Below are 25100 nucleotides of genomic sequence, written 5' to 3' on the forward strand. Positions count from 1 at the left end.
GCTGGCGGTCCTCGCGCCGCTGACGCGGTGCCTTCACGCCATTCATCTGCCTTTACGGACCGGTGGGGATGGAACATCCCTGTTCCAGCCCCACCTTTCGCCCGCGTCCTGCGGGCTCTCCTGGCAGACTCACTCTGTTCAGCGCTGCGAAATGCCATCCCCTAAGCGGCCCCAGCCTGCTTGCTAATCTCCGTCTACGCTGTTGGAAAGGGCTCGATGGCTCAGGCGATAGCGCTTTTAATGCCACAAAGGGCACAATGTCTGAGGCCACAGCGCCTCTGCTGCTGCAACGGGCTATTCGCAGCGCTGAGGCGGAGACGTTGTGCCAGGAGCCTGTCGCATGGATGCGACAGGCAGTTCGGGTTGGCCTGGATGGCCTTACCCGAACGGTCGTCCGGCACGACGTTGCAGCCGAAGGCACCGCGCAGCGGCGCGAGGACGGCCCGGCAGCGGCAGAGGTGCTGTGGCCCGCACTGAATCGCGTAAAAGAAAAGGCTGCCACTCCTTAAAATGACAGCCTTACTGGAACAGGACATTAAAGAGCAGACGCTAAGCCCTATATGGCGGCCTTACAAACTCGCAACGGTTCGATTTTACGAAAACTGCAAATACGCCACATGTGTTTGCAGGTACTCTTCCAGCCCATGACGGCCATCGGCACCGCCAACGCCCGACTTACGCCATCCTGCATGGAATCCTTGCATCGCCTCGAAATTCTCACGGTTAACGTAAGTCTCGCCAAACTTCAGCTTACGCAAGGCAATCATTGCGGTGTTGAGATTCTGAGTATAAATCGATGAGGTCAGGCCATATTCGCAGTCGTTGGCCAATTCGATGGCCTCGTCCAGCGTTTTGAACGCCATCACTGGTAACACTGGGCCAAAGATCTCCTCCTGCATGATCTCCATCTCCTGACGTACACCCGTGATAATCGTGGGTTCAAAGTAGAAGCCTTGATTACCAACACGTTTACCGCCCAGTACCACTGTGCCACCCTCAGCCACGGCGTTGGCGACTTTCTTCTCTACGCGTCCTAGTGCCGCTTCGGTGATAAGAGGCCCCATATCAATATCGGTTTGTTCAGCCGGATTACCGAACTTCACTTGCTTCATCGCCGCTGTAAGGGCAGTGATGAAACGGTCATAAATGCCTTCTTGGACATAAACACGTTCGGCACAGTTGCAGACTTGCCCGGTGTTGATGACACGAGAGCTCACGATCGCCTTCACGGCCAGATCCAAGTCAGCGTCATCCATGACAATGGCCGGCGCTTTACCGCCCAGTTCCAGCGACACTTTCGTGACATTCTTGGCGGCTGCTTGCATGGTGGCGATACCGGCACCGACGCTGCCGGTCAGGCTGACCAGGCCCACCGCAGGGTTAGCTGCCAATTCTTGTCCCACTTCCGGGCCATAGCCATACACAAAGTTGATCACCCCTTTAGGCAGACCGATTTCATGAATGATCTGCGCAAAAATGGCGGCATTATTGGGTGTTAATTCGCTGGGTTTGATGGCGATAGTATTACCGGTCACCAGTGCCGGGGCGGCTTTACGCGCAATCAGGAAGAAGGGGAAATTCCAGGGCAGTATGCCGGTCGTGACGCCAATGGCTTTCTTAAACACGAAAATATTTTCATTCGGGCGATCGCTGTTAACGATTTCGCCTTCATAACGACGCGCCCACTCCGCCATATATTCCAGGTAATCGGCCGTAAACAGCACCTCGGTTTGCGCCAGCCCCTGTGTTTTACCGCCTTCTGCCACAATCGTGGCGGTAAGCTCTGACTCATGATGGCGAATACCTGCTGCGATCTTACGTAACCAGTTTCCACGCTCGATGGCAGGCAGGGCTTCCCATCCTGGCTGTGCCGCTTCGGCGGCGGCAATCGCCTGTGCTGCATCGTGCTTGGTGCCTTCTGGTATACGTGACAGCAGCGCTTCAGTCGCGGGATTGATCACCTCAATCCACTTGTCATGCTGATCGGCCACAAACGCGCCATTAATATAATGTTGATGGTGTGTTGTCATCTGTAGGGCTCCGCGATCGGTTTCGTTAACTTTGTGTGAAATGCAGAGTGAAACAGATCAAGGTGTAGCACCTTTTTGTCATTGCCAATGCAGATGCCGGGGTGGCAGAGAAGGGAAGAACCGCACGCTGAACGCAGCATTCCTGGCGAAATGCCGCGCATTCAGCGGGTTAGCACAGCTAAGGTATTGTTCTGAAAAGTCAGGAACCGGGCATTGCCGCGCCGCTGGCAACAAACCAGGCAAGGAAACTGACGCCAGCAATAATAATGGCAATAGGGAAAAGTATTCCGATTTTCATAATGATCCTGAGTGTTAAGCGAGTTGAACAATAGCGCGGTGTGTTTTCATCATACTAAACAGTTGAAACTGCGTTGCATCATCCACCTGCCGCAGATGCTCACCTTTCTGATAATGAATACGGTGGACGTGCCCGAGTTGACGCCACACCACAATCGCGGATGCCAGTAAGGCGCAGGTCTCTTCACTCTGAATACAGTCGAGCGTGGCATAACGATCCTCATCCAATCCATTGATGAAAACGTTCAACGCCTGCGGCGGTACGATGGCGCGAATGTCATCCAACATTACGCGACTCACGGGCTGTGACAGCAATAGCGTCAGCCTTTTGGTATTCATCTCAATCCTTCGTTCCGATGATTTTTCCGGCGTTAAACGAATTTAGCGCGCCTGATGCAAACAAACCGGGTGGCTTTGTGTGAGTGCCATGTTACTCAGCATGTTGGCAGTCAGTCAAAAACTGTGTTGATCAACACAACAAAAATTAAAAATATCTAGAATAATAAGCGACTTATAAAAAATAACCGGTGTAACGCCTGCAAAAGCGAATTTGTGATCCTCATGTTGAAAACCCGCCTGATTTTGCCAGCCCTTTGCGCTTTCCGGCAGCCATTCAAAGGCTGATGAAAAGCAGCACGCCGTAGACTGCCAGTAATCGGGAGACTGTCCGTTTCCTGTGGGCCTCAACCTTACGAAGGAATAACAATGAACAGTGCCATTCTTGCCGGTATTTTCTGGCATCTGGTGGGTGCCGCCAGTGCCGCATGTTTTTATGCTCCGTTTAAGCAGGTAAAAAAGTGGTCATGGGAAACAATGTGGTCAGTGGGCGGCTTGATGTCGTGGCTGATCCTGCCTTGGGCGGTGAGCGCGGTGCTGCTCCCCAACTTCTGGGCCTACTACGGCAGTTTTAGTGCTTCACAGCTGTTGCCGGTGTTTCTGTTTGGTGCCATGTGGGGCATAGGCAACATCAACTATGGCCTGACCATGCGCTATCTCGGGATGTCGATGGGCATCGGTATTGCCATCGGGATTACGCTGGTGGTTGGAACGCTGATGACGCCGCTGTTACAAGGCCGCTTCGTTGAGCTGTTCAGCTCGCCGGGTGGCCGGATGACCCTGTTAGGTGTGCTGGTGGCGTTGGTGGGGGTCGCGATTGTCTCGCGTGCCGGTTTGTTAAAAGAGCGCGCCCTCGGTATTAACGCCGAAGAGTTTAACCTGAAGAAAGGACTGGTGCTGGCGGTGCTCTGTGGCATTTTCTCTGCCGGTATGTCGTTTGCCATGGATGCGGCGAAACCAATGCATGAAGCGGCAGCGAATCTGGGGATTAACCCGCTGTATGTGGCCCTGCCAAGTTATGTGGTGATCATGGGCGGTGGCGCACTGGTTAACCTCGCCTTCTGTTTTATCCGTTTGGCGGTGAAACCTGAGCTCTCGATTCGTCGCGACTTTTCTGTGGCAAAACCGATGCTCATCGCTAACGTGGCTTTCGCTGTGCTGGGCGGAACGATGTGGTATTTACAGTTCTTCTTCTACGCTTGGGGCCACGCGAAAATCCCGCCGCAGTATGATTTCGTTAGCTGGATGCTACACATGAGCCTGTATGTGCTGTGTGGGGGCTTGGTGGGCTTGATTCTCAAAGAGTGGAAATCCGCAGGGCAACGGCCAGTGCGAGTACTGTCGCTGGGGTGTGTGGTGATTATCATCGCGGCCAACATTGTTGGCTTAGGCATGGCTAACTAACAAAAACAACCCGCCTGGCGCACGGTGCGTCAGGCTTTTTCCCTGTCAGAGAGGGGTTCTCTCTGTGGCAGAAAACGTTGGCGCCACGCACTCGGCGTCAACCCCGTATCCCGCGTAAAGACCACTGAAAAATAGTTACTGTCATCAAAGCCACAGCGTGCGGCCACTTCACTGATTAAACAATCCTGAGTACGCAGTAAATACTTTGCCTGGCATAACTGTAACTGACGTAAATAGTGGCCCACCGTCATGCCGGTTTGCTGGCGAAAAAGGTGCTTTAGCGCGCGCTCACTGAGTTGGTTTTGCTGGCAAAACGTCGCCAGGTCGAAGGGTCGGTTTAACGCGCCCTGTAAGGCAGACATCAATAAATCGAGCTGTTCTCCTTCCGGCAGCGCCCATGGTCGGTCAGCAGCATAGCCGTGCCGGCGCAGTATCAGCGCCAACTGTAGAAAAAGCGCTTCGGAGAGTTGAATCGACAACGAATCACTTTTGCGACTTTCCCGCTCCAACTGGCTAATCACGCCGCGCGCCAATGCCATGCCGCGCGTGGTGAGGCGCCAACAGCCCGGCGCATCAGCATCTTCGGGCGGCAGCAGTTGGCTCCAGTCCAGGCTCAAGTGAAAGCGATCGCGACAGTAAAGAATATTATCGAGGGCCAAATCATTCACGCTGTCGTAACTGTGGCAGTCATTGTCGCGGATATAAAACACATCGCCACAGGTAATTAGCCAAGGGCGATCGTTCAGCACGTGCAAACCATTGCCACGCCATACGATCACAATCTCACTAAATTCATGGCGATGCGGCGGAAAGGAGGGTTGTGGCATACGTTCGGCCACAGCAATCGGTAGATTGGTGGCCGGGAAATAGTCTTCGCGCGTCAAAATCAGCGACATGAGAGTGGCTCCAGTTACATCATCTGCTGGCGCTCCGCTCGGGGCGCGCAGCCAAATTCCCGCCGGAACAGCGTGGAAAAGTGGTTACTGTCACCAAATCCACACTGATAGGCGATGTCCGTTATACGCATATCACTATGACGCAATAAATGCCGTGCCTGCAGCAAACGTAGCCGATTCAGATAACGCTGAGGCGTATTGCCCGTTTGCTGCTTCATTTGGCGATGCAGCGTGCGTAGCGAGAGTGAAAAACGATCTGCCAGTGCCTCCCACGCAATGTCTTCACTGTAGTGTTCATTAAGCCAGTCGAGCAACCGATGCAGCCGTGCTTCCTGATCCTGGGCGTGATCGTTGTGACTGGCTTGGCGCAATAGCACTAACAGTTGTAAAAACAGTTGCTCCTGATGCGCCTGGCGCTCGAGTGACCAAACATCCTGCTGTTTCATCTGCGTCACGATCTGTAGCGCCTGCGCCATCACTCTCTGGTTGATACGCCAGTGCGAAGCATAGTTGCCATCTTCATCACCCGGTAACAGCGACTGTAAACCAGACAGAAAGCGAAAAGCGGCCGGACTGCGATACAGCACATTGGTCAGGCAAAGATTATCGGTTTGCTCGTAAAGATGGCGATCGTGGTCGCGCACAAAGCATACACAGCCTGCACATAACGTCTGTGGCTGACCGTTAAAAACATGGATGCCAGACCCTTGCTCGACCAACACAATTTCATGGAAATCATGATGATGTTCGGGAAACGCCTGTTGCGGCACGCGTGGCTCAATCGCAATCGCGTAGTTTCCTTCCGGAAAGAAATCAGCACTGTGCAAAACGGTCATGATGCGCCTCTCATTAACAACTTTGCAACCGAGTCTACGCAGGCGGACCGCACCTTACCTTGAATTTTGAACCCTCCAGCACAGGAAAATGGCGATTTATTCAAGATTAGCCAAGTGATTGATAGAAATGCGGTAAAGCTCACAACTCTATCCCAATACAGTTCTGTGAGCTTTCTCACGATCATCTTTGCCAGTCTGCCAGCACTTTCACGCGCTGGCAGTAAGGGGAAGGTCGTCGCGTCTAGGGATTTATAGTCTAGAAGCATCTCATCACAGGAAGAAACGCTATGAGTATGCGTAACATTGTTGCCATTGATTTAGGCGCATCCAGCGGACGCGTGATGCTTGCGCAATGGACCTCAGCCAGCCAGCACATTAGCCTGCGAGAAGTGTGTCGCTTTCCCAATCAACGTGTGCGCCGGGCCGGTTACGACTGCTGGGATCTTGATGCGTTGGAGCAGGCGATCCGGGCTGGACTGGCGCAGTTGGATGAAGAAGGCGTGGTGCCAGACAGTATTGGCATTGATACCTGGGGCGTTGATCTGGTGCTGTTGGATGCCAAGGGTGAGCGTGTCGGTGAGGCCGTAAGTTATCGCGACAAGCGCACCGAGGGTCAGATGGCGCAAGCGATAGATGAGTTGGGGAAAGAGGCGATTTATCAGCGCACCGGCATCCAGTTTCTGCCCTTCAATACACTCTATCAGTTACGCGCGCTACACCAGCAACAGCCTGGCTGGCAAGCGCAGGTCAAACATGTACTGATGATTCCGGACTACCTGCACTATCGCCTGACAGGAAAGATGAATTGGGAGTACACCAACGCCACGACCACGCAGTTGCTCAACATCGAAACCGGTGAATGGGATAAAGATCTGCTCAGCTGGGCTGGCGTGGACGCCGCCTGGTTTGGCAAACCCTCAGCGCCAGGCAACAAAGTGGGAGAGTGGATAAACAGCCGTGGAAACGCCATTCCCGTTGTTGCCGTGGCGACTCATGACACCGCCAGTGCGGTTCTCGCCACCCCATTGATGAACGATGATGCTGCATATCTCAGTTCCGGGACCTGGTCACTCATGGGCATTGAGAGTCTGCAACCTTGCACCAGCCGTGCTGCGCTTAACGCCAATATCACCAATGAAGGGGGAGCAGAAGGCTATCGGGTACTCAAGAACATCATGGGATTGTGGCTGCTTCAGCGTGTGTGTGACGAACTGCATATTACCGACCTTTGTACGCTGATCGCTGAAGCGCAGCAGCAGCCCGCATGCCTGGCCCTGATCAACCCTAATCACCACCGTTTTATCAATCCGACCAGTATGGTGCAGGAGATTCAAAATGCCTGTGCTGAACAGCATATGCCCATCCCGCAAACCCCTGCAGCACTGGCCCGAACTATCTTCGATAGCCTGGCACTGCTGTATCGGCAGGTACTCGGCGAGCTCAGCCAATTGCGTAACGTACCCTTACGCCAACTGCACGTGGTGGGTGGGGGCAGTCAAAATCCACTTTTAAATCAGTTATGTGCCGATGCCTGCCAGCTACCCGTTTTAGCCGGGCCGATTGAAGCTTCAACGCTCGGGAATGTCGGATGCCAGCTGATTGCGTTAGGTGAACTGCGTGATGTGGCCGATTTGCGTCGCTGCATTAGCCAAAATTTTCCATTAACCACATTTGAACCTCACTGCTCCAGCGTCTTTGCGGCCCATCAGGCACGTTTTGCAGCGCTGAGCCAACCCGCTAAGGAACTTGCTTATGACAAAGCTGATTGAACAGGCCTATGAACTGGCAAAACAACGCTACGCGGCATCAGGTATCGACGTTGAGCAGGTTATGGCGCAACTGGATGGGATTCCCGTGTCGATGCACTGTTGGCAGGGAGACGATGTCCGCGGTTTTGAAAACCCTAACGGCGAACTGACGGGGGGGATTCAAGCCACCGGTAACTATCCCGGTCGGGCGCGTAACGCCGATGAGTTGCGTGCTGATATTGAGAAAGCGATGTCGCTGATTCCTGGCGCAAAACGCCTGAATCTGCATGCCATCTATCTGGAAAGCGACACCCCGGTGGAACGAGACGCCATTGAACCCAAGCACTTCAGCAACTGGGTAGAGTGGGCTAAAACCCACAAGCTGGGGCTGGACTTTAACCCAAGCTGCTTCTCTCATCCGCTGAGCGCAGACGGTTTTACGCTGTCACACGTAGACAAAGGCATTCGTCAATTCTGGATCGACCATTGCAAGGCTAGCCGTCGTATCTCGGCGCATTTTGGTGAACAACTGGGCACGCCATCGGTGATGAATATCTGGGTGCCAGATGGCATGAAAGACATCACCATTGATCGTCTGGCACCGCGTGAGCGCCTGGCCAGCGCATTGGATGAAGTCATCAGTGAAAAACTCGATGCCAGTCATCATATCGACGCGGTAGAGAGCAAACTTTTTGGTATCGGGGCCGAGAGCTACACCGTGGGTTCCAATGAATTTTGCCTCGGCTATGCCGCCAGCCGTCAAACAGCACTGACGCTGGATGCCGGGCATTTCCATCCAACCGAAGTCATCTCCGACAAAATCTCTACCGCCATGCTTTATGTGCCACGCCTGCTGCTGCATGTCAGCCGTCCAGTACGTTGGGACAGCGATCACGTGGTGTTGCTGGATGATGAAACGCAGGCTATCGCCAATGAAATCGCGCGTCACAAACTGTTCAACAAAGTCCATATCGGATTGGACTTCTTTGATGCCTCCATCAACCGTATTGCCGCTTGGGTCATCGGGACGCGTAACGCCAAGAAAGCACTACTGCGGGCATTGCTTGAACCCAGCGACCAACTGCGCAAGCTTGAGCTGGAAGGGGACTACACCGCCCGCCTGGCACTGTTAGAAGAACAGAAATCACTGCCCTGGCAGGCGGTGTGGGAGGCCTGGTGCTTGCGCCATGATGTGCCCGCTGATGCCAGCTGGTTGAGCGACGTCCGTCATTATGAACAACAAACACTGCGTCTACGTTAAGGGAAACAGCATGCAAAATATTCTCTCCTCCACCTTTGTTCAGGGCATGGTCAAAGCGACCAGCGATATGTGGTTGAAAGGCTGGGATGAACGTAACGGCGGTAATGTCAGTTTGCGGCTGCTGCCGGAAGAGGCACAGGCCTGGTCGGCCGATTTTTACGCCGAACCCCGTTGTATTGAACTGACGAAACCCGCTCCGGCACTGGCAAATGATTGGTTTTTAGTCACGGGTTCGGGCAAGTTTTTCCGTAATGTTCAGCTCGACCCAGCGGATTGTCTGGCACTGTTGCAAGTGGATGACAAAGGGCTGTCCTATAAAATTCATTGGGGCCTGAGCAATGGCGGTTTGCCCACTTCTGAGCTGGCTGCCCATTTCCAGTCTCACAGCGTCCGCAAACAGGTTTCAAATGGCGTAGACCGGGTAATCATGCACTGCCATGCCACCAACTTTATGGCGCTGAGTTATGTGGTGAATTTAGATTCCGCCCGTTTCACCCGCCTGCTTTGGGAAGGAAGCACCGAGTGCCTGGTGGTATTCCCGGATGGTGTTGGCATCCTGCCTTGGATGGTCCCGGGCACCGACCAGATTGGTCAGGCGACCGCCGATGCCATGGCTTCACACAGCTTGGTGATGTGGCCATTCCACGGAATATTTGGTGCAGGTCCAAACCTGGATGAAACCTTCGGTCTGATCGATACCGCTGAGAAATCCTCGGAAGTCGTGGTGAAAGCCTTGTCGATGGGCGGTATTCGTCAAAGTATCACTACTGACCAGCTGGTGGCGTTGGGAGAACGTTTTGGCGTGAAACCCTGGCCTGCGGCGCTGCAAGCGGAGCGTAGTGATGTTGCGTAAAGCCTTTGTGATGCAAGTGCATGCGGATTGCCATGATGAGTACTTGCGTCGGCACTCGCCCATCTGGCCAGAATTGGCGGAAACGTTAAAATCCCATGGCGCGCGGAATTACGCGATTTGGCTGGATGCTGAACGCAATTTGCTGTTCGCCAGCGTAGAAATTGAATCGGAAGCACGTTGGGAGGCGGTGGCAAAAACGGAAGTCTGCCAGCGCTGGTGGGCATCAATGAAAGACCTGATGCCGTCAAATGCGGATAACAGCCCAGTGAGTGCCGCCTTGAAACCCATGTTTTACATGGCGTAATGCCGAATGAGAAGCGGGGCGCACGGAGAGCGTGCGCCCAACTTTAACCTTTGTTCAGTTCACAATACCCAGCCAATGCTGGCCAGATTGCCATCTGTGTATTAACAATCCCATCGAGATCATCCCGTGTGGCACCTTCACGGGCTCGCACTGACATTCCTTGCAACAGGCAGGCTAAAAAACTGGCTAATGTTGCACTGTCTGCGCATTGGGGTAGTTCCCCCCGTTGCTGTCGCAATTCAAGAAACTGCTTTAATGCCCGTTCCTGAGCATGATGCTGTTGCGCAAGCATGTGCGCGATCTCTTCTGAACCGGATGACAGCGCACTTGATGTACAGATAAAGAAACAGCCAGCAGGCTTATCGCATTCGGTAAAACAGGCTGCGGTGGCGCGGAAATAAGCCTCGATAGCACTTTTTACATCGCGCGATTCATCATCAAGTACCGCGTTACGTTGTGCGCTGAAGGTCTCGATATACCGTTGCATTGCGGCACGGAACAATCCCTCTTTGTTCTCAAATTCAGCATAAAGCGTCGGTGCTTTCGCGCCCGTGGCTTCCACCAAATCAGACAGCGATGTCCCTTCGTAACCATGCGCCCAAAACAGCATCAATGCTTTATCTAGCGCATCCTCACGGTCGAACACTTTTGGTCGTCCACGCGATTTACGATTTAGTGTGTCAGTGACTTCCGTCATAGCGCACCTCACTGTGTGTAAAACATGCAATTAAATTACCGATCATTAAATAAAGATGCAAGCGCGGCGGATTTTTCGTTTAAGACACTTTAGCCGTTTGTGCCTTGGCGTAGGGCATGCACTCAAATGGATAAGTTGAAAAGGGCTGCGAAGCCCATAATCACGCCACTTCCAATTAAAATAATGATCGTTAATAAAATGATTGACGAACAGGCCATCTCGGCGTTAGCATTTAATTAACGGTTGTTAACTTAATTCGACCGACCCATTTCATCTGCATAAGAGAGACGATCATGAAAAGCATCAAAATGACACTGGCCGCTGTCGCACTATCTTCCATCGCGTTTGGTAGCATGGCTGCCGATTTAGTCAATCAGGCCCCGCTGAACCAGCAACAAATTGGCGTGATTAGCGCATCGGGTAGCACCAATCTGACATCTTTGGAGAACCAGCTATCGGAAAAGGCGAATGCTGCCGGAGCAAAGTCGTTCCGCATCACTTCGACCTCTGGCAACAACAAGCTAAATGGCACAGCGGTAATTTATAACTAATGACCGATGCGCATTGAAAGGCGCAGGGGCGCACTGAGTGTGCCCCTGGTTATAGGACGTTAACCGTTCGAACGTAATTGGGGATAGCGGCGAAAAATGGTGATGCACCAGAACAGAGCGGCTAAACCAATCAATCCACCCACGTTACCCACATCTGACATTTTCATGTGCGAGCTGACCTGATTACCCAACAGGGCTCCCGCTCCAATCCCAATATTGTAAATCCCTGAAAATAGAGACATCGCAACATCAGTGGCGTCGGGTGCCAGAGACAGCACGCGCACCTGCATGGCCAGACCAATCATCATCATCGCCATTCCCCACAAAATGCATAGCAGGGTGATCGCGGCTGGGCGCACAGCGGCAAAGACCAGCAGGCCCATACTCAGCGTGATAATGGCGATGGCCGTCACAAGCATAGCCGAAGGGAATTTATTGCCCAAGGTGCTAAACAACACGCTGCCGATAATACCGGCAGACCCAAAGAGCAGCAGCAGTAGTGTGGTGAAATTCTCATCGGCGTTCGCCACCACCTGCATAAAGGGTTCGATATAGCTATAAGCGGTGTAGTGAGCGGTAACGACAACGGTGACCAGAATGTACATGGCGACCAATGCGGGTCTCCGAAACAACATCGGTACGCTGCTCAGTGAACCGGTATGCTCACTGGGCAAACGCGGCAAAACGCGAATCAACAGCACTAACAAGACCAAGGCAGATAAGCCAATCATGCCGAAGGTGGTGCGCCACCCGAGATACTGCCCAACAATACGACCGATTGGTACCCCCAACACCATGGCCAGCGCGGTACCGGTTGCCAGCATGCTCAATGCCTGCGTTTTCTTACCCGCAGGGGCGACACGAATGGCCAGCGATGCGGTAATGGACCAGAACACGGCATGTGCCAGCGCAATACCGATGCGGGAAATGACCAGTGAAGTGAAGTCCCACGCAACGGACGAGAGCACATGGCTAACTATAAACAGGATGAAGAGCACCGCCAGCAGTAGCCGCCGTTCGATGTTACGTGTTAGCAACATCAGCGGCAGGGACAGCAGTGCGACGACCCAGGCATAAATGGTTAACATGATGCCGACATCTGCGGTTTTCATGCCGTAACTGGCTGCGATATCTGACAATAGTCCGACGGGCACAAACTCTGTGGTATTGAAGACAAAAGCGGCAATAGCCAGCAAGACGACGCGTAGCCAAGCTGTTTTACGTGAGACGGTGGTTGATTGCATGGAGTTCAAATCGATTTGACGGCGAGTGAGGGGGATAAAATACACCCGTTAAGGTGACCTGAGTCACAAATTGACGCTATTGTGGAGCATTAGTGAGCGGATGAAAACCGTTAATAGGGTTTTTATTACTGAATATTTTTTATCGCTAACCTCTGAGTTAATAGCCTGAGGTTATTGTCATTTCTTGCTGTCTCGGCTGTAGCCACTGAGTGGCTCACTGACGATCTTAGCAAGGCTTAATCAAACTCAGCGTAACGCATTAAGATCCAGCGATAATTAAGCCGACTGTTTCTTTATTAGAACGATGTGACAGCCGTGCTTAACGACACTCCTAAAGCGCTACGCCAATGTTAGACCAGTATTATCAGAGTCTCACCATGTGTTTTAGCGCCACGCTATTCTGAGTGGTCAGGTTTTTTTTACCGATACCGGGCAGCAATGTTCACACCCTAACGCGCTGTTATAGAATTTTCTCGCTTGTTGAATCGCGGCTGTTGCGGTGTAAAAAGTGCCGAGAAAGCGCCGCGCACCATCAGAAGGGAGGAATGGGCAGCCCGTTGCATGTACCACATGGTTGTCGTTATAGCCTGCTTGCTTATCGACATAATAATAGAGTTCCATCTAACGCCCTCATTGCTGTGAAAAAAAAGTCTAACTATTGTTGGAATAGAACGAATTATAGCGGCGAATTTCCGCTTTGTTTTATGTGGAACTGATGGGCCGCCCGATTTTATGAGCTTTGGTGAGCAGAGGGGCCGACTGGCCCCCGAGAATAGATGAAAGGTATTACAGTTTACGGCACTGTAAACGCCAGCCGACAATTAATGCCAGTACAAGCAATACGCTGATAAAAGCGGTCACGCCCATCCAGCCGTAATTGTGCCAGAAGACGCCGCCTAAGGTTCCTGCCACGCTGGAACCTACGTAATAACTGAACAGGTAAAGTGACGAGGCCTGGCCTTTTGCGCGACGAGCACGAGGTCCAATCCAGCCACTGGCTACCGAATGTGCAGCGAAGAAACCGGCGGTAAACAGCATCATGCCGGGCATAATCACCCAAAGGGAATTCGCAACGGTGAGCAGCAAGCCTGCCAACATAATGGCTGTCGCCCCAATCATCACCGGGCCCCGTCCGAAACGGCTGGTCATCGCGCCGGCTTTAGGTGAACTCCACGACCCGGTCAGATAAACCACTGAAAGCAAGCCCACCACCGCCTGACTTAATGACCAAGGTGCACTGAGTAAGCGATAGCCGATGTAGTTAAACAGCGTCACGAACGCGCCCATCAACAGGAACCCTTCAGCAAACAGGAAAGGCAGGCCTTTATCCCGCCAGTGCAGGCGGAAATTGATGACTAAACTACGAGGTCGCAATGAAGCTGGACGGAAATGGCGAGACGCAGGCAATATTTTCCAGAACATCAATGCACCTGCCAGGGAGAAACAGCCGATAACACCAATGGCAATCCGCCATGAGAAGAAATCCGTCAGTACCCCCGTCAATAATCGTCCGCTCATGCCACCAATGGAATTACCACTGATGTAAAGACCCATTGAAAAAGCAATCACACGCGGATGGATCTCCTCACTGAGGTAGGTCATGCCGACCGCTGCCACGCCGCTGAGCGACAGGCCAATCAGGGCGCGCATCAGCAAAATGCCTTGCCAACTGGTCATCATGGCAGAGATGAGTGTGCAGATGGCCGCGAGCATCAATGCCGTTACCATCACGGATTTGCGGCCAATAGCATCGGAGAGCGGGCCTGTGAACAACAATCCCAGCGCCATCAATCCCGTTGAAAGAGATAACGAAATACTGCTTTCAGCGGGTGATACGCCAAATTGTTGGGAAAGCACGGGTAAAATCGGTTGTACACAGTACAGCAATGCGAAGGTGGCTAACCCGGCGGAAAACAGGGCCAGCGTAACACGCATAAACTGCGGCGATCCGCGTTCAATCCATTCTGAAGGGGTTACAGTTGAAGCAGGCTTGGCGGACAACTCGTCTTCATCAAGTATCACAGCCTGGGAAGAGCGACTCACGGAAAATCCTCTCTATAGAATCAGTCTGTTCACTGTAGGAAAGTGAGAATAGGTTGTACAATATATTAATAATCTCAAATAAGACGTTTAAAGTATGAATATTGAGTTGCGCCACTTACGCTATTTCATTGCCGTGGCGGAAGAGCTGCATTTTGGCCGAGCGGCGCAGCGCCTGAATATTTCGCAGCCGCCGCTGAGCCAGCAAATTCTACAACTTGAGCACGAAATCGGTGCTCAGCTGTTTACCCGAACCAATCGCAGCGTGCAGCTCACGCCTGCTGGGCAGCTGTTTTTACAAGATGCGCGTGCGATTCTGCTCCAAGTCGAACAAGCCGCGGGGCGTGCTGCACGCGTACATAGCGGACAGGAAGGTGAGTTGCGCATTGGTTTTACCTCCTCCGCCCCGTTTACCGGTTTGGTTTCTGATGCGCTTTACCAGTTCCGTCAGCGCTGGCCTGAAGTCCACATTCAGATGCAAGAGAACAACACGCGACAGCAGTTAGCACCGCTGCATGAAGGTCGCTTGATTTAGGCGTGATGCGTAACACACCGCTGCCCAGCGATTTGCAACACCGTGTGCTGCTGCGTGAACCCCTTTGCGCCTTAGTTCACTGGGCGCATCCCCTTGCCGATGCGGAGTCAATTTCCATTCAGGCGCTCGCCAACGAACCTTTTGTATTTTTTGATCCGCAAGGCGGCACCGCGCTGTATAGCGAAACCTTGGCGTTGTTACACCGTTATCAAATCAAACCCTTTATTACTCAGGAAGTCGGAGAAGCGATGACCATTCTCGGCTTGGTGGCGACGGGCCTCGGTGTGTCGATCCTACCCGCCTCGTTTCGACGTGCGCGGCTTGCCGACGTGGTTTGGGTTCCGTTACAGGAGAGTGATGCGATTTCTGAAGTTTGGTTAGTCTGGTCTGCGGTGCGCGAACCCAGCGCTCAAATGCGTAATATGATGCAGTTGATGCTGCGCAGTGCGGAGATTTAAATCAACAGGCGAACAATGGCAGCCACTTTATGTGCGATAAATCACATTTCTAATCAAATATTTGACGCTACCTGCCAATCTGCATCACCATAGCTGCTGTTTATTTAGAAGCGCGAAAATAACCGGGAGAAGGCGTGAATCTGGACAGTCAGCCTGGCCATATTGACCAAATAAAACAGACCAACGCAGGTGTGGTTTATCGACTGATTGATCATTACGGCCCGATTTCACGTATTGAGCTCTCTAAACGTGCCCAACTGGCGCCCGCCAGTATCACCAAAATCGTGCGTGAAATGCTGGAAGCGCACTTGGTTCAGGAAACCGAATTCCAAGAGCCGGGCAGTCGCGGACGGCCGGCGATCGGCCTGGTGCTTGATACCTTAGCTTGGCACTATCTTGCCATGCGTATTCAACCAGGGCAGATCACCCTAACGTTACGCGATCTCAGCAGCCGCGCGTTGCAGGAAGATCGTCTGCCATTGCCAGCCAGTTCAGACCAGCCGCTGTTGAAGACCTTGCAGGATATGGTCAATGACTTTTTCATTCGTCATCAAAACAAACTTGAACGCTTAACCGCGATTGCCATCACGCTGCCCGGGCTGATTAATGCGGCGACCGGGGTGGTACATCGTATGCCGGGCTATGACGTGCAAGAGATGCCACTCGGAGAAACACTCTCTACGCTGACCGGCTTGCCGGTGTTTGTTCAGCACGATATTTCCGCCTGGACGCTGGCAGAAGCGCTGTTTGGTGCTTCCCGTGGGGCGCAAGATGTCATTCAGATTGTCATCGATGAAACGGTGGGAGCCGGCGTCATTAGCGGTGGGCAGCTATTACATAAACGTGGGCGCGCGCTGGTTGAAATCGGCCATACACAAATCGATCCTTACGGGCAGCAGTGTTATTGCGGTAATCATGGCTGTCTGGAGACCGTAGCCAGCACCGGTAGTTTGCTGCAACTGGCTGCTCAGCGTTTACCCTCGCAACCGGATAGCCTGCTTCATCAGGCCCCTCTGACTATCGCCAGTTTATGTGAAGCGGCACTGCAGGGTGACAGACTGGCTCGCGATGTGATCGCTGGTGTGGGTCATCATGTGGGACGCATGTTGGCGATGATGGTGAATATCTTTAACCCACAACAAATTCTTATTGGTTCTCCGCTCAATCAGGCTGCAGAGGTGCTGTTTCCTGCCGTGAGCAGCACGATTCGCCAGCAGGCACTCCCAGCCTACAGTCATGAAATTCAGTTAACGCCAACCAGTTTGAGCGATCCCGGTACACATGGTGCTGCGGCGTTAATCAAAGATTCCCTCTATAGCGGCCATTTACTGGTAAAACTGTTGCAAGGATAACCCCAGCTCGCCTTAAGTTTGCGCTAACGCAATCTGCCACGAGTTACATTTCCTTAAACTGCCTTCTTCACAGCTTACACATCGCTTTATTGAAGGAGGAAGAAGGTGAAAACAATCTTTGTCACCGGTACCGACACCGCGGTGGGTAAAACCGTTGTGTCACGCGCGTTGTTGCAGTGTTTTGCCAAGGCAGACCTTTGTGCTGCAGGCTACAAGCCTGTGGCTAAGAGCGCGCAACCTACACCTGACGGACTGCGTAATAAAGATGCCTTGCTGTTACAACAGGCTTCCGGTCTGGAGTTGGCTTATCACGCAGTGAATCCGATCACGTTAGAAGAGGACGAAATCAGTACCAGTCCGGGGGTACGCATTGATTATCCCTTGTTGAGTCGTGGTCTGCATACCTTGCAGGAATGCGCTGCCCGCGTGGTTGTTGAAGGGACGGGCGGTTGGCGCAGCTTGATGAATGATTTGCAGCCTTTCTCGCAGTGGGTTCAACAGGAGAAACTGCCGATCGTTTTAGTGGTCGGTATAAAGGAGGGCTGCATCAGCCATGCTTTATTAACCGCGGACGCGATCGCTCGCGACGGATTGCCCTTTGTTGGTTGGGTGGCAAACCGCATCAATCCAGGGCTGGCGCATTACGCTGAAATTATTGATGTTCTGCGTGAAAAACTCGCGGCGCCGCTGCTCGGCGAATTGCCTTATCTCCCGCGCGCAGAACAGCGGGACCTCAGCGGGTATCTGGATATCTCCTTACTGAATGAACCTACACCGCACGCTCAGAGTGCAAAACCTGCAGCTTTATGAAACAAAGTGATGCAAATGGTGCATGGCTGAATCTAATGGTTCGGATTCAGCTTCGCCTGCATTACTAATAAATCATTTATTAATCATATTTTTACATACCAACTCTTGATCTTAACGACGCAATGGCGTGATTCATGCATCAGCATCACTGATGAATAATCTGTCGGAGCATCTGTATGTCGCCATCTCAAAAAGGTTTGTTATATGGGCTAGAAGCCCGCATTGGTCCAGTGCCTGCATTTTTCGCTGCTCTCCAGCATGTACTGGCGAGTGTGGTGGGCATTATCACGCCGCCATTAATCATTGGTTCAGTGTTGGGATTGCAGACCTACATTCCTTATCTCATTAGCATGTCGTTGCTGGTTTCCGGCTTGGGTACGTTCTTACAGGCTCGCCGTTTTATGGGCATCGGCGCGGGCATGATTTGTCTGCAGGGCACCAGTTTTGCGTTCCTTGGCGTTATTTTGTCTGGCGGATTGATGGTGAAAGCCCGTGGGGGTTCACCGGAAGAGGTTATGGCAATGATCATGGGCTGTAATATGGTCGCTGCCTTTATTCCGATGCTGATAAGCCGCTGTGCCGCATCATTGCGAAAAGTGCTGACGCCCGTGGTGACCGGTACCGTCATTTCACTGATCGGTATCAGCTTAATTAAAGTCAGTATCACCGATTGGGCAGGTGGCCATAATGCCACTGACTTTGGCGCACCTGGCAATTTAGCGCTGGGCGCGCTGACACTGCTGGTGATAATTGTGCTTAACCGCTCCCACAATCGCTGGACTCGGCTGGTGGCGGTGGTGGCCGGTATCGTCGTGGGCTGCACGGCGGCAGCACTGACCGGCCATATGCCGATTAAATCCGTCGCCCATAGCAGTTGGTTAGTTCTGCCCTCATTTTTCCGCTTCGGTTTTGATTTTGACTGGAGCATCTTCGTGCCGATTGCGCTGGTGTCGGTGATTTGTGTGATTGAAGCCGTCGGCGATTTAACGGCCAACTGTCTGATCTCACAACAACCCATCGAAGGGGAGAATTTCCAGCGACGGTTACAAGGCGGCATTCTTGCCGATGGCGTGAGTTGCTTGCTGGCTTCTATGTTCTCTGCATTTCCCAACACGACTTTTGCGCAAAACAATGGCGTCATTCAGATGACCGGCGTCGCCAGTCGTTACGTTGGCATGGTGATTGGGGTGATTCTGGTGCTGCTCGGGGTGTTCCCCGTGGTAGGAAATCTGTTACAGCAGATTCCGTCACCCGTGTTAGGGGGAGCAACGTTGGTGATGTTTGGCAGTGTAGTGGCGGCGGGTATCCGCGTGATGACGCAATCGCCGCTGGGACGCCGCGAAATGTTGATCGTCGCAGTCTCTTTTGGCATTGGTTTGGGCGTGGAGGCAGTGCCTGACGTGCTGAAGCAGTTCCCACTGCTGGTGAGTAACCTGTTTGGTCATGCTGTCACCACTGGCGGCATTCTGGCTATGATATTGAATATTGTGCTGCCATCGGAACGGGGTGATGAGCGGGTGATCAATGCGGTGAATGAAAACCACTGATGGTGAGTCGGTGCGAGCGTTGGAAGAGGTAGAGAACAAAAACCGCTGGCTGTGAGTCGGTGCGTACGTCGAAAGAGGCGGCAGATCGTAAAGACGCCGTAAACCCTCTCTGGGGCTCGGCCCGCGCCATCCCTGGCGCAGGATGCTTTACTCCTCTGCCGCCTCTTCCAACGTTTCATCTATTGTGCGGTTTATCTGCATTCGGGCTGTTGTGCAAATTACCTCAAGTTTCAGCCATCGTGCGATGGGTTATGGATTCAATCGACGACGCGTGCGTCCTGAACTGAGATAGTCCGCGATATAGTCCTGCGAAATCTCACCGCTGTAGCGTCCTTCCTCATCCACGATAGGCATCCAGACGGTGTTGTGCTCATATAGCTTGGATAGCACTACACGCAGATTCTCTTCTGCCTTACCCGTGACCTTAAAAGTATGCAGCATCTCCTCGCAGCGGCCTGTGGCGCCACGCGCTTCACGGCGTTTGACAAAGCCCAAGGGCTTCCCATCTTCATCGACCACGGTTACAGAGCGCATATCGTTGTCATCCATGGTCGCGAAGGCGTCAAGCAGAGGCGTGCTGCGTTGCACGGTGATGGTTGGCTGCTGATCGGTGACATCGCCCGCTTGCACCAACAGCAGGCGTTTCAAGGTGCGGTCCTGGCCGACAAACGAACCGACAAAGTCGTTGGCGGGTTTTGCCAGCAACTCATCCGGGCTGGCGCACTGCACTATCTTGCCCTGACCAAACACGGCAATGCGGTCACCTAGCTTTAGCGCTTCATCAATATCGTGGCTTACCAGCATGACTGTCTTCTTCAACTGCCGCTGCATTTCCAGAAACTCGTTCTGAATCACTTCGCGGTTGATTGGGTCGACGGCGCCGAAAGGCTCATCCATCAACAACACCGGTGGATCCGCCGCCAAGGCGCGAATCACGCCGATACGCTGCTGTTGCCCACCTGACATCTCACGCGGATAGCGATGAAGAAATTTAGTCGGATCCAGCGCCACCATGCTCATCAGTTCGGTAGCGCGCTCGCGACAACGCTTCTTATCCCAACCCAACATGCGCGGCACCACGGTGATATTTTCTTCGATGGTCATATTAGGGAAAAGACCGATCTGCTGAATCACGTAACCAATATTACGACGCAGCGTAACGGTATCTTGTCCGCTGGTATCTTCGCCATTGATCAAAATCTTGCCGCTGCTGGCGGGGATCAAACGGTTAATCATCTTCAAGGTGGTGGTTTTGCCACAACCAGAAGGGCCGAGCAGCACACACATCTCGCCAGCAGGCACTTCAAGGCTAACGTTGTCGACAGCGTTAAAACTGGTGCCGTTCTTTTGGGTAAAGGTTTTCGTCAGGTTTTCTAGCTTTATCATTATCGAATCCCCTTAGGAGTCAGCGCTGACTGCAAACGGTGCAGTAGCCAATCAAGCACAATCGCTAATAAACAAATCATCAGTGCACCGGCAATCAACATACGCACATCACTACCGCTAATACCGTCCAGCAGTTGCAGACCTAAACCGCCAGCACCAATCACTGCGGCAATCGCCATCACGCCTACGTTCATCACCACGGCAGTACGAATCCCGCCGAAGATCACCGGCAAAGCCATTGGAATTTCAACCCAACGCAGTCGCTGCCAGAAGGTCATGCCGATACCGCGGCCGGCTTCACGCAATCCGGGTGACAGGTTTTCCAATGCCGTATGGGTATTGCGCACAATCGGCAGTAATGAGTAGAGAAAGACGGCACAAATGGCGGGCAGGGCGCCAATACCCTGACCGATCATCGAGAACAGCGGAATCATCAGGCCAAACAGCGCGATGGTGGGAATGGTCAGCACGATGGTCGCGATGCCAAGCACCGGTGTTGCCAGCCATTTAAAGCGCACAATTAAAATGCCCAACGGCACGCCAACGACTATCGCGAATCCTACGGCCACCAATACCAGCCAGGTATGCTGCCAGGTCAGCGCCATCAGGGTGTGCCAGTTACTCATGATGTAATGCAAAGTGTCCATGACGCCTCCTTACAGCATATTTTTGGATTTAAGGAAATCACGTGCCACTTGCTCAGGCGACTGGTGATCGATATCGACACGCTTATTCATCTCGGTAATCGCCTCGTTAGTGATTAACGGAGAGAGTTGATTGAGTGCCGCATCCAGTCCTGGATGACTCTCCAGCACATCTTTACGCACGACAGGTGTGACGTTGTAACTTGGGAAGAAGTGCTTATCGTCGTCCAATACTTTGAGTTCAAAGCCTTTGACGCGACCGTCGGTGGTATAAATCAAGCCTGCATCGACAAAACCATCACGCACCGCGTTATACACCAAACCAGGGTCCATCTGACGAATCTGCGGGCGGTCCAGCGGCATGTTGTAAGTTTTCTGCAGCGGCTTTAGACCATCAGAACGACCTGCAAACTCCAGGTCGAGACCCAATTTCCAGTTATGGTCAGGGTCGTTTTTGCGGACTTCTTCGAGTTTGGCAACCAACTGCGACATGGTACTGATGCCCTCTTTTTCCGCACGGGAGCGCTGCATCGCAAAGGCGTAGGTGTTGTTCATCGGCGCAGGATCAAGCCAAACCAGGCCCAGTTTCGCATCCAACTGTTTAACCGTTTTATAGGCATCCTCAGAGGACATTGGCTTATTGATGTGATTGAAGATAATCAGTGAAGTACCGGTATATTCCCACGTCATATCAATCTGTTTATTGATCATCGCGTTGCGGCCAATGGTGGTGGCGATATTGGTTTTAGGCACCACCTGAAAACCTTTTTTCTGTAACCACATCACGGTCATCGCGGAAAGGATGTGTTGCTCGGTAAAGCTCTTGGTGGCCAACACAATCGGTGTCGCCGCAGCCGCAGTTTGGCCGATCGCCAGCGTAGCGGCTAACGCTAATGCGGTGTGTTTAGCCCAACGCGTTAAAGTGTGCATCTTGCCCATCACTGAGTTCCTTGTGTTAAGCCGCAGAGTGCGGGCTGAGGAAACGTCCCAATGCTGCTAACAGCATGTCGAGAATCAACGCAAATAAGGCCGTTGCCACCGCGCCGAGGATCAGCGTCGGGAAGTCATTGAGGTAAATGCCGGGGAAGATCAGCTCGCCGAAACTGCTGGCACCAATCAAGAACGCCAGTGGTGCGGTCCCCACATTGATGGCGGTCGCAATGCGCACACCAGCCAGAATCACCGGCAACGCATTAGGAATTTCCACCTGCAGTAAGCGCTGAAACTTGGTCATGCCGATACCATTGGCGGCTTCAATCAGCGACGGCGGTACCGCACTCAAACCGGCAAAGGTATTACGCACAATAGGAAGCAACGAGGCGAGGAACAATGCAATCAACGCGGGACGATCGCCAATGCCGATGATCACCATCGCCAGTGCCAAGACTGCCAGAGGAGGCAGCGTGTTGCCGACGTTGAAGATCTGCATCACATACTCAGCCCAACGACGGGCGAAAGGACGGCTGAGCAAAATGCCGCTGGGAATCCCCACCAGTAGCGCGAAGAACATTGACCAGAAAACTAAAAACATATGCTGTTGACCGAGGTAAATCAGGTCCTCTTTACGATCACGTAGCGTATTCAGCCCGATTCCCCACACCAGCAGGGCAATCACCACTACAATAGCGAGCAGTGCTAACCCGACTCGGCGGACGGGCGATGCATGTTGCATGCGAGTGTCTCCCTGATTCGAAAATTCGTTTGGTATCGTGGTGTCATTCTCAGGGGGGCGGCGTAAAGTTGGTTAACACGCATACGAAAATCCTTCACCCTGGCAAATTGCAGATAAAATGACTCTTTGCGACGACTTTCTCAGTGAATAACTGGAAAGTGGTTCTAAAAGCTATAGCAATGCTCAGTGTGAAACGCCAGTTTTTACGGCAAAATCAGACAGATAGAAAAGGGTAGAATTCCGGCTTAACCCGCATGAAATAAGGCATTACCTAACAATAAAAAATTTTCATCGAAATAGGTGACGGCGTCACAAACTGGCGCACGCAGAGGAAACTCATCTGATAGAAAATCAGCTAGCCTTGAAGAAAAAAAGGGAAACGTATGACTGAAACTGCTGAATTGAACACGGAACATCGCCTCTGGATCCTCATCGCCTGCATGTTAGCCATGTTTATGGCGGCGATTGAAGTCACTATCGTCGCTACCGCTATGCCCACAATCATTGCTGAACTCGGCGGATTTGCGCAGTTCGGCTGGGTCTTCTCCATCTATTTGCTGACGCAAGCGGTGAGCGTGCCGCTTTATGGTCGCCTGGCAGATATGTGGGGACGCAAACGGCTATTTTTCATTGGTGTGTCCCTGTTTCTTCTCGGTTCAATCCTGTGCGGTTTTGCTCACACCATGACGTGGTTAATTTTGTTCCGCGCGTTTCAGGGATTGGGCGCAGGCGCGATTATGCCTCTCACCACGACCATTGTTGCTGATATCTATTCACCACGTGAACGTGCCAGCGTTCAGGGCTGGCTCTCAAGTGTGTGGGGCGTTGCGGCGATCATTGGGCCGCTGAGTGGCGCTTGGTTGGTGCAGCACTTCAATTGGTCAGTTATTTTTTGGGTTAACGTGCCGATTGGTTTGTTTTCCATGTTGCTGCTGGCGCGTTTTTTACCGGGCCGCGAACACCATAAAGGGGCCACACTTAATCTTACCGGCAGCTGTTGGCTGATGATTTGTGTCACGGCATTGCTGGTCGCGTTATTACAGGCCGATGCCCTGGGTTACTGGCTGCTGGCTTTCCTGTTATTGGCGTTGCTGGCCGGATGGCAGCTGAAACAACATGAACAGCGAGCCGCAGCGCCGCTGTTTCCTCTCGCCATCTGGCGTAGTCGGTTAATTGTTGCGGGTAACGCCGGCAATCTGATTATTGGCGCCACCATGATGGGCATCAGCGCCTTTTTGCCAACGTGGATTCAGGGGATTACGGGCGGAACCCCCCTACAAGCGGGCAGTGCACTGGCGATGATGTCGATTGGCTGGCCACTGGCCAGTACGTTGAGCGGCAGATTGATGTTGGTGACATCCTATCGTTTCACCGCCCAGCTTGGTGCATTTCTGCTGATAGCCGGAAGTGCGCTGTTGCTGCTGTTGCGTACCGACAGTTCAATTATGCAGGCGGGATTAACCGCTTTCGTCATTGGTACCGGTATGGGCATGACCAGCACCACCTTTTTGGTCTCGGTTCAGAATCACGCACATTATGAAATCCGGGGTATCTGCACCGCATCGATTATGTTTAGCCGCATGCTGGGGTCGGCGATTGGCACCGCGTTAATGGGGGCGGTGCTGAATTTCAACCTTGCGCTGCGATTGCCGCAGGCAGACGATCCGATGCAGAAAATTATGTCGCATGAAAGCCGACAGGCATTGCCAGAAGACACTCTGCATAACTGGACTGGGCAGATTGCCACCTCGTTACATTGGGTGTTTGTGGTCGCGCTGCTGATAGCGATGCTGACACTGTGGATTGCGTGGTTAATGCCCCGCCAGCGGCCGGAAGCTGATTAGAAAAGTCAGTTAAGCATTGGGTGATACCGCAGTCTGGTGCCGCTCAGGGGCTGGCGTGGCGGTACAGGTGATAACGCAGTCTGGTGCCGCTCAGGGGCTGGCGTGGCGGTACAGGTGATAACGCAGTCTGATGCCGCTCTGGAGATGGCACGATGACTCAGGCGATAGCGTTTTTACCGCTACAAAGGACGCGATGACTCAGACGATAGCGTTTTTACTGCTACAAAGGGCAAAATTGCTAAGGCGATAGCGCTTTTTCTGCCACAAAGGGCACCGTGTCTGAGGCCACAGCGCCTCTGATGCTGCAACGGGCTATTCGCAGCGCTGAGGCGGAGACGTTGTGCCAGGAGCCGGT

General features: G+C 52.8%; 22 protein-coding genes and 2 pseudogenes. 11 read left to right on the forward strand and 13 right to left on the reverse strand.

Annotated features, from left to right (window positions below; all coding sequences use genetic code 11):
- Positions 1 to 593 precede the first annotated feature (593 nt).
- The 3 genes from aldA to HA51_RS09140 all read right to left on the reverse strand — a co-directional run bounded on the left by aldA (position 594) and on the right by HA51_RS09140 (position 2666).
- A complete protein-coding gene (gene aldA, locus HA51_RS09135; protein WP_084934223.1) occupies positions 594 to 2030 on the reverse strand; it encodes an aldehyde dehydrogenase in 1437 nt (478 codons plus the stop codon).
- A 199-nt stretch (positions 2031 to 2229) separates the two neighbouring features.
- Positions 2230 to 2328, reverse strand: coding sequence for a YoaK family small membrane protein (locus tag HA51_RS26915; RefSeq protein WP_139810660.1), 99 nt, complete (start codon positions 2326 to 2328; stop codon positions 2230 to 2232).
- A 14-nt stretch (positions 2329 to 2342) separates the two neighbouring features.
- Complete coding sequence (locus HA51_RS09140; RefSeq protein WP_084934224.1) at positions 2343 to 2666, reverse strand: hypothetical protein; 324 nt, start codon at positions 2664 to 2666, stop codon at positions 2343 to 2345.
- 366 nt (positions 2667 to 3032) lie between these two features.
- On the opposite strand from HA51_RS09140, the gene rhaT reads away from it, so the two are divergent.
- Positions 3033 to 4067: an L-rhamnose/proton symporter RhaT gene (gene rhaT, locus HA51_RS09145; protein ID WP_084934225.1), complete on the forward strand. Its 1035-nt coding sequence runs from the start codon at positions 3033 to 3035 to the stop codon at positions 4065 to 4067.
- Between the two features lie 29 nt (positions 4068 to 4096).
- Here the strand turns inward: rhaT and rhaR are convergent, their stop codons facing one another.
- Positions 4097 to 4963 carry an HTH-type transcriptional activator RhaR gene (rhaR, locus tag HA51_RS09150; RefSeq protein ID WP_084934226.1) on the reverse strand — a complete coding sequence of 289 codons (867 nt, stop codon included), beginning with the start codon at positions 4961 to 4963 and terminating at the stop codon, positions 4097 to 4099.
- Between the two features lie 14 nt (positions 4964 to 4977).
- Positions 4978 to 5799, reverse strand: coding sequence for an HTH-type transcriptional activator RhaS (gene rhaS, locus HA51_RS09155; protein WP_084934227.1), 822 nt, complete (start codon positions 5797 to 5799; stop codon positions 4978 to 4980).
- Between the two features lie 287 nt (positions 5800 to 6086).
- On the opposite strand from rhaS, the gene rhaB reads away from it, so the two are divergent.
- From rhaB to rhaM, 4 genes are read left to right on the forward strand one after another with little or no spacing between them, the layout of a single operon-like run.
- Positions 6087 to 7568 (forward strand): rhamnulokinase, encoded by a 1482-nt coding sequence (gene rhaB / locus HA51_RS09165; protein WP_084934229.1) that lies wholly within the window; start codon positions 6087 to 6089, stop codon positions 7566 to 7568.
- Complete coding sequence (locus tag HA51_RS09170) at positions 7552 to 8808, forward strand: L-rhamnose isomerase (protein WP_084934230.1); 1257 nt, start codon at positions 7552 to 7554, stop codon at positions 8806 to 8808. The genes rhaB and HA51_RS09170 overlap by 17 nt, the downstream gene beginning before the upstream one ends.
- 10 nt (positions 8809 to 8818) lie before the next feature.
- On the forward strand, positions 8819 to 9661 hold the full coding sequence (rhaD, locus tag HA51_RS09175; protein ID WP_084934231.1) for a rhamnulose-1-phosphate aldolase: 843 nt from the start codon (positions 8819 to 8821) through the stop codon (positions 9659 to 9661).
- On the forward strand, positions 9651 to 9965 hold the full coding sequence (gene rhaM, locus HA51_RS09180) for an L-rhamnose mutarotase (protein WP_084934232.1): 315 nt from the start codon (positions 9651 to 9653) through the stop codon (positions 9963 to 9965). Before rhaD ends, rhaM begins: the two co-directional genes overlap by 11 nt.
- Before the next feature lie 43 nt (positions 9966 to 10008).
- Here the strand turns inward: rhaM and HA51_RS09185 are convergent, their stop codons facing one another.
- A complete protein-coding gene (locus tag HA51_RS09185) occupies positions 10009 to 10662 on the reverse strand; it encodes a TetR/AcrR family transcriptional regulator (protein WP_084934233.1) in 654 nt (217 codons plus the stop codon).
- 293 nt (positions 10663 to 10955) lie between these two features.
- On the opposite strand from HA51_RS09185, the gene bhsA reads away from it, so the two are divergent.
- Complete coding sequence (bhsA, locus tag HA51_RS09190; protein ID WP_084934234.1) at positions 10956 to 11213, forward strand: multiple stress resistance protein BhsA; 258 nt, start codon at positions 10956 to 10958, stop codon at positions 11211 to 11213.
- Between the two features lie 59 nt (positions 11214 to 11272).
- On the opposite strand, the gene HA51_RS09195 is transcribed toward bhsA, so the two are convergent.
- The 3 genes and pseudogenes from HA51_RS09195 to HA51_RS09205 form a co-directional block, all read right to left on the reverse strand.
- Positions 11273 to 12457, reverse strand: coding sequence for a sugar transporter (locus HA51_RS09195; protein WP_084934235.1), 1185 nt, complete (start codon positions 12455 to 12457; stop codon positions 11273 to 11275).
- A 364-nt stretch (positions 12458 to 12821) separates the two neighbouring features.
- Positions 12822 to 13078 (reverse strand): annotated as a pseudogene (locus HA51_RS09200) (hypothetical protein).
- A 165-nt stretch (positions 13079 to 13243) separates the two neighbouring features.
- Complete coding sequence (locus tag HA51_RS09205) at positions 13244 to 14500, reverse strand: MFS transporter (RefSeq protein ID WP_084934236.1); 1257 nt, start codon at positions 14498 to 14500, stop codon at positions 13244 to 13246.
- A gap of 94 nt (positions 14501 to 14594) precedes the next feature.
- Here HA51_RS09205 and HA51_RS09210 point away from each other — a divergent pair.
- The 4 genes and pseudogenes from HA51_RS09210 to HA51_RS09225 all read left to right on the forward strand — a co-directional run bounded on the left by HA51_RS09210 (position 14595) and on the right by HA51_RS09225 (position 19199).
- Positions 14595 to 15490: pseudogene (locus HA51_RS09210) on the forward strand (LysR family transcriptional regulator).
- A gap of 134 nt (positions 15491 to 15624) precedes the next feature.
- Positions 15625 to 16842: a sugar metabolism global transcriptional regulator Mlc gene (mlc, locus tag HA51_RS09215; RefSeq protein WP_084934237.1), complete on the forward strand. Its 1218-nt coding sequence runs from the start codon at positions 15625 to 15627 to the stop codon at positions 16840 to 16842.
- A gap of 105 nt (positions 16843 to 16947) precedes the next feature.
- A complete protein-coding gene (gene bioD / locus HA51_RS09220) occupies positions 16948 to 17652 on the forward strand; it encodes a dethiobiotin synthase (RefSeq protein ID WP_084934238.1) in 705 nt (234 codons plus the stop codon).
- A gap of 176 nt (positions 17653 to 17828) precedes the next feature.
- A complete protein-coding gene (locus HA51_RS09225) occupies positions 17829 to 19199 on the forward strand; it encodes a nucleobase:cation symporter-2 family protein (protein WP_084934239.1) in 1371 nt (456 codons plus the stop codon).
- A 249-nt stretch (positions 19200 to 19448) separates the two neighbouring features.
- Here HA51_RS09225 and osmV read toward each other — a convergent pair whose 3' ends face one another.
- From osmV to HA51_RS09245, 4 genes are read right to left on the reverse strand one after another with little or no spacing between them, the layout of a single operon-like run.
- Entirely contained in the window at positions 19449 to 20585 is a 1137-nt protein-coding gene (gene osmV / locus HA51_RS09230; RefSeq protein WP_084934240.1) for an osmoprotectant ABC transporter ATP-binding protein OsmV, read from the reverse strand.
- Complete coding sequence (gene osmW / locus HA51_RS09235; RefSeq protein ID WP_084934241.1) at positions 20585 to 21232, reverse strand: osmoprotectant ABC transporter permease OsmW; 648 nt, start codon at positions 21230 to 21232, stop codon at positions 20585 to 20587. Before osmW ends, osmV begins: the two co-directional genes overlap by 1 nt.
- A gap of 9 nt (positions 21233 to 21241) precedes the next feature.
- Positions 21242 to 22168, reverse strand: a complete 927-nt coding sequence (locus HA51_RS09240) for a glycine betaine ABC transporter substrate-binding protein (RefSeq protein ID WP_084934242.1) — start codon at positions 22166 to 22168, stop codon at positions 21242 to 21244.
- A 16-nt stretch (positions 22169 to 22184) separates the two neighbouring features.
- Complete coding sequence (locus tag HA51_RS09245) at positions 22185 to 22901, reverse strand: ABC transporter permease (RefSeq protein ID WP_084934243.1); 717 nt, start codon at positions 22899 to 22901, stop codon at positions 22185 to 22187.
- Positions 22902 to 23284: 383 nt separating this feature from the next.
- Between HA51_RS09245 and HA51_RS09250 the strand changes: the two genes are divergently transcribed.
- Complete coding sequence (locus tag HA51_RS09250; RefSeq protein WP_084934244.1) at positions 23285 to 24745, forward strand: MDR family MFS transporter; 1461 nt, start codon at positions 23285 to 23287, stop codon at positions 24743 to 24745.
- Positions 24746 to 25100 lie beyond the last annotated feature (355 nt).

It is taken from the genome of Pantoea rwandensis (genome assembly GCF_002095475.1).
Lineage (GTDB): Bacteria > Pseudomonadota > Gammaproteobacteria > Enterobacterales > Enterobacteriaceae > Pantoea > Pantoea rwandensis.

Coding starts and splice junctions, on each gene's coding strand:
- aldA (WP_084934223.1), bottom strand. CDS start 2,030: ATGACAACACACCATCAACATTATATTAATGGCGCGTTTGTGGCCGAT.
- HA51_RS26915 (WP_139810660.1), bottom strand. CDS start 2,328: ATGAAAATCGGAATACTTTTCCCTATTGCCATTATTATTGCTGGCGTC.
- HA51_RS09140 (WP_084934224.1), bottom strand. CDS start 2,666: ATGAATACCAAAAGGCTGACGCTATTGCTGTCACAGCCCGTGAGTCGC.
- rhaT (WP_084934225.1), top strand. CDS start 3,033: ATGAACAGTGCCATTCTTGCCGGTATTTTCTGGCATCTGGTGGGTGCC.
- rhaR (WP_084934226.1), bottom strand. CDS start 4,963: ATGTCGCTGATTTTGACGCGCGAAGACTATTTCCCGGCCACCAATCTA.
- rhaS (WP_084934227.1), bottom strand. CDS start 5,799: ATGACCGTTTTGCACAGTGCTGATTTCTTTCCGGAAGGAAACTACGCG.
- rhaB (WP_084934229.1), top strand. CDS start 6,087: ATGAGTATGCGTAACATTGTTGCCATTGATTTAGGCGCATCCAGCGGA.
- HA51_RS09170 (WP_084934230.1), top strand. CDS start 7,552: ATGACAAAGCTGATTGAACAGGCCTATGAACTGGCAAAACAACGCTAC.
- rhaD (WP_084934231.1), top strand. CDS start 8,819: ATGCAAAATATTCTCTCCTCCACCTTTGTTCAGGGCATGGTCAAAGCG.
- rhaM (WP_084934232.1), top strand. CDS start 9,651: ATGTTGCGTAAAGCCTTTGTGATGCAAGTGCATGCGGATTGCCATGAT.
- HA51_RS09185 (WP_084934233.1), bottom strand. CDS start 10,662: ATGACGGAAGTCACTGACACACTAAATCGTAAATCGCGTGGACGACCA.
- bhsA (WP_084934234.1), top strand. CDS start 10,956: ATGAAAAGCATCAAAATGACACTGGCCGCTGTCGCACTATCTTCCATC.
- HA51_RS09195 (WP_084934235.1), bottom strand. CDS start 12,457: ATGCAATCAACCACCGTCTCACGTAAAACAGCTTGGCTACGCGTCGTC.
- HA51_RS09225 (WP_084934239.1), top strand. CDS start 17,829: ATGTCGCCATCTCAAAAAGGTTTGTTATATGGGCTAGAAGCCCGCATT.
- osmV (WP_084934240.1), bottom strand. CDS start 20,585: ATGATAAAGCTAGAAAACCTGACGAAAACCTTTACCCAAAAGAACGGC.
- osmW (WP_084934241.1), bottom strand. CDS start 21,232: ATGGACACTTTGCATTACATCATGAGTAACTGGCACACCCTGATGGCG.
- HA51_RS09240 (WP_084934242.1), bottom strand. CDS start 22,168: ATGGGCAAGATGCACACTTTAACGCGTTGGGCTAAACACACCGCATTA.
- HA51_RS09245 (WP_084934243.1), bottom strand. CDS start 22,901: ATGCAACATGCATCGCCCGTCCGCCGAGTCGGGTTAGCACTGCTCGCT.
- HA51_RS09250 (WP_084934244.1), top strand. CDS start 23,285: ATGACTGAAACTGCTGAATTGAACACGGAACATCGCCTCTGGATCCTC.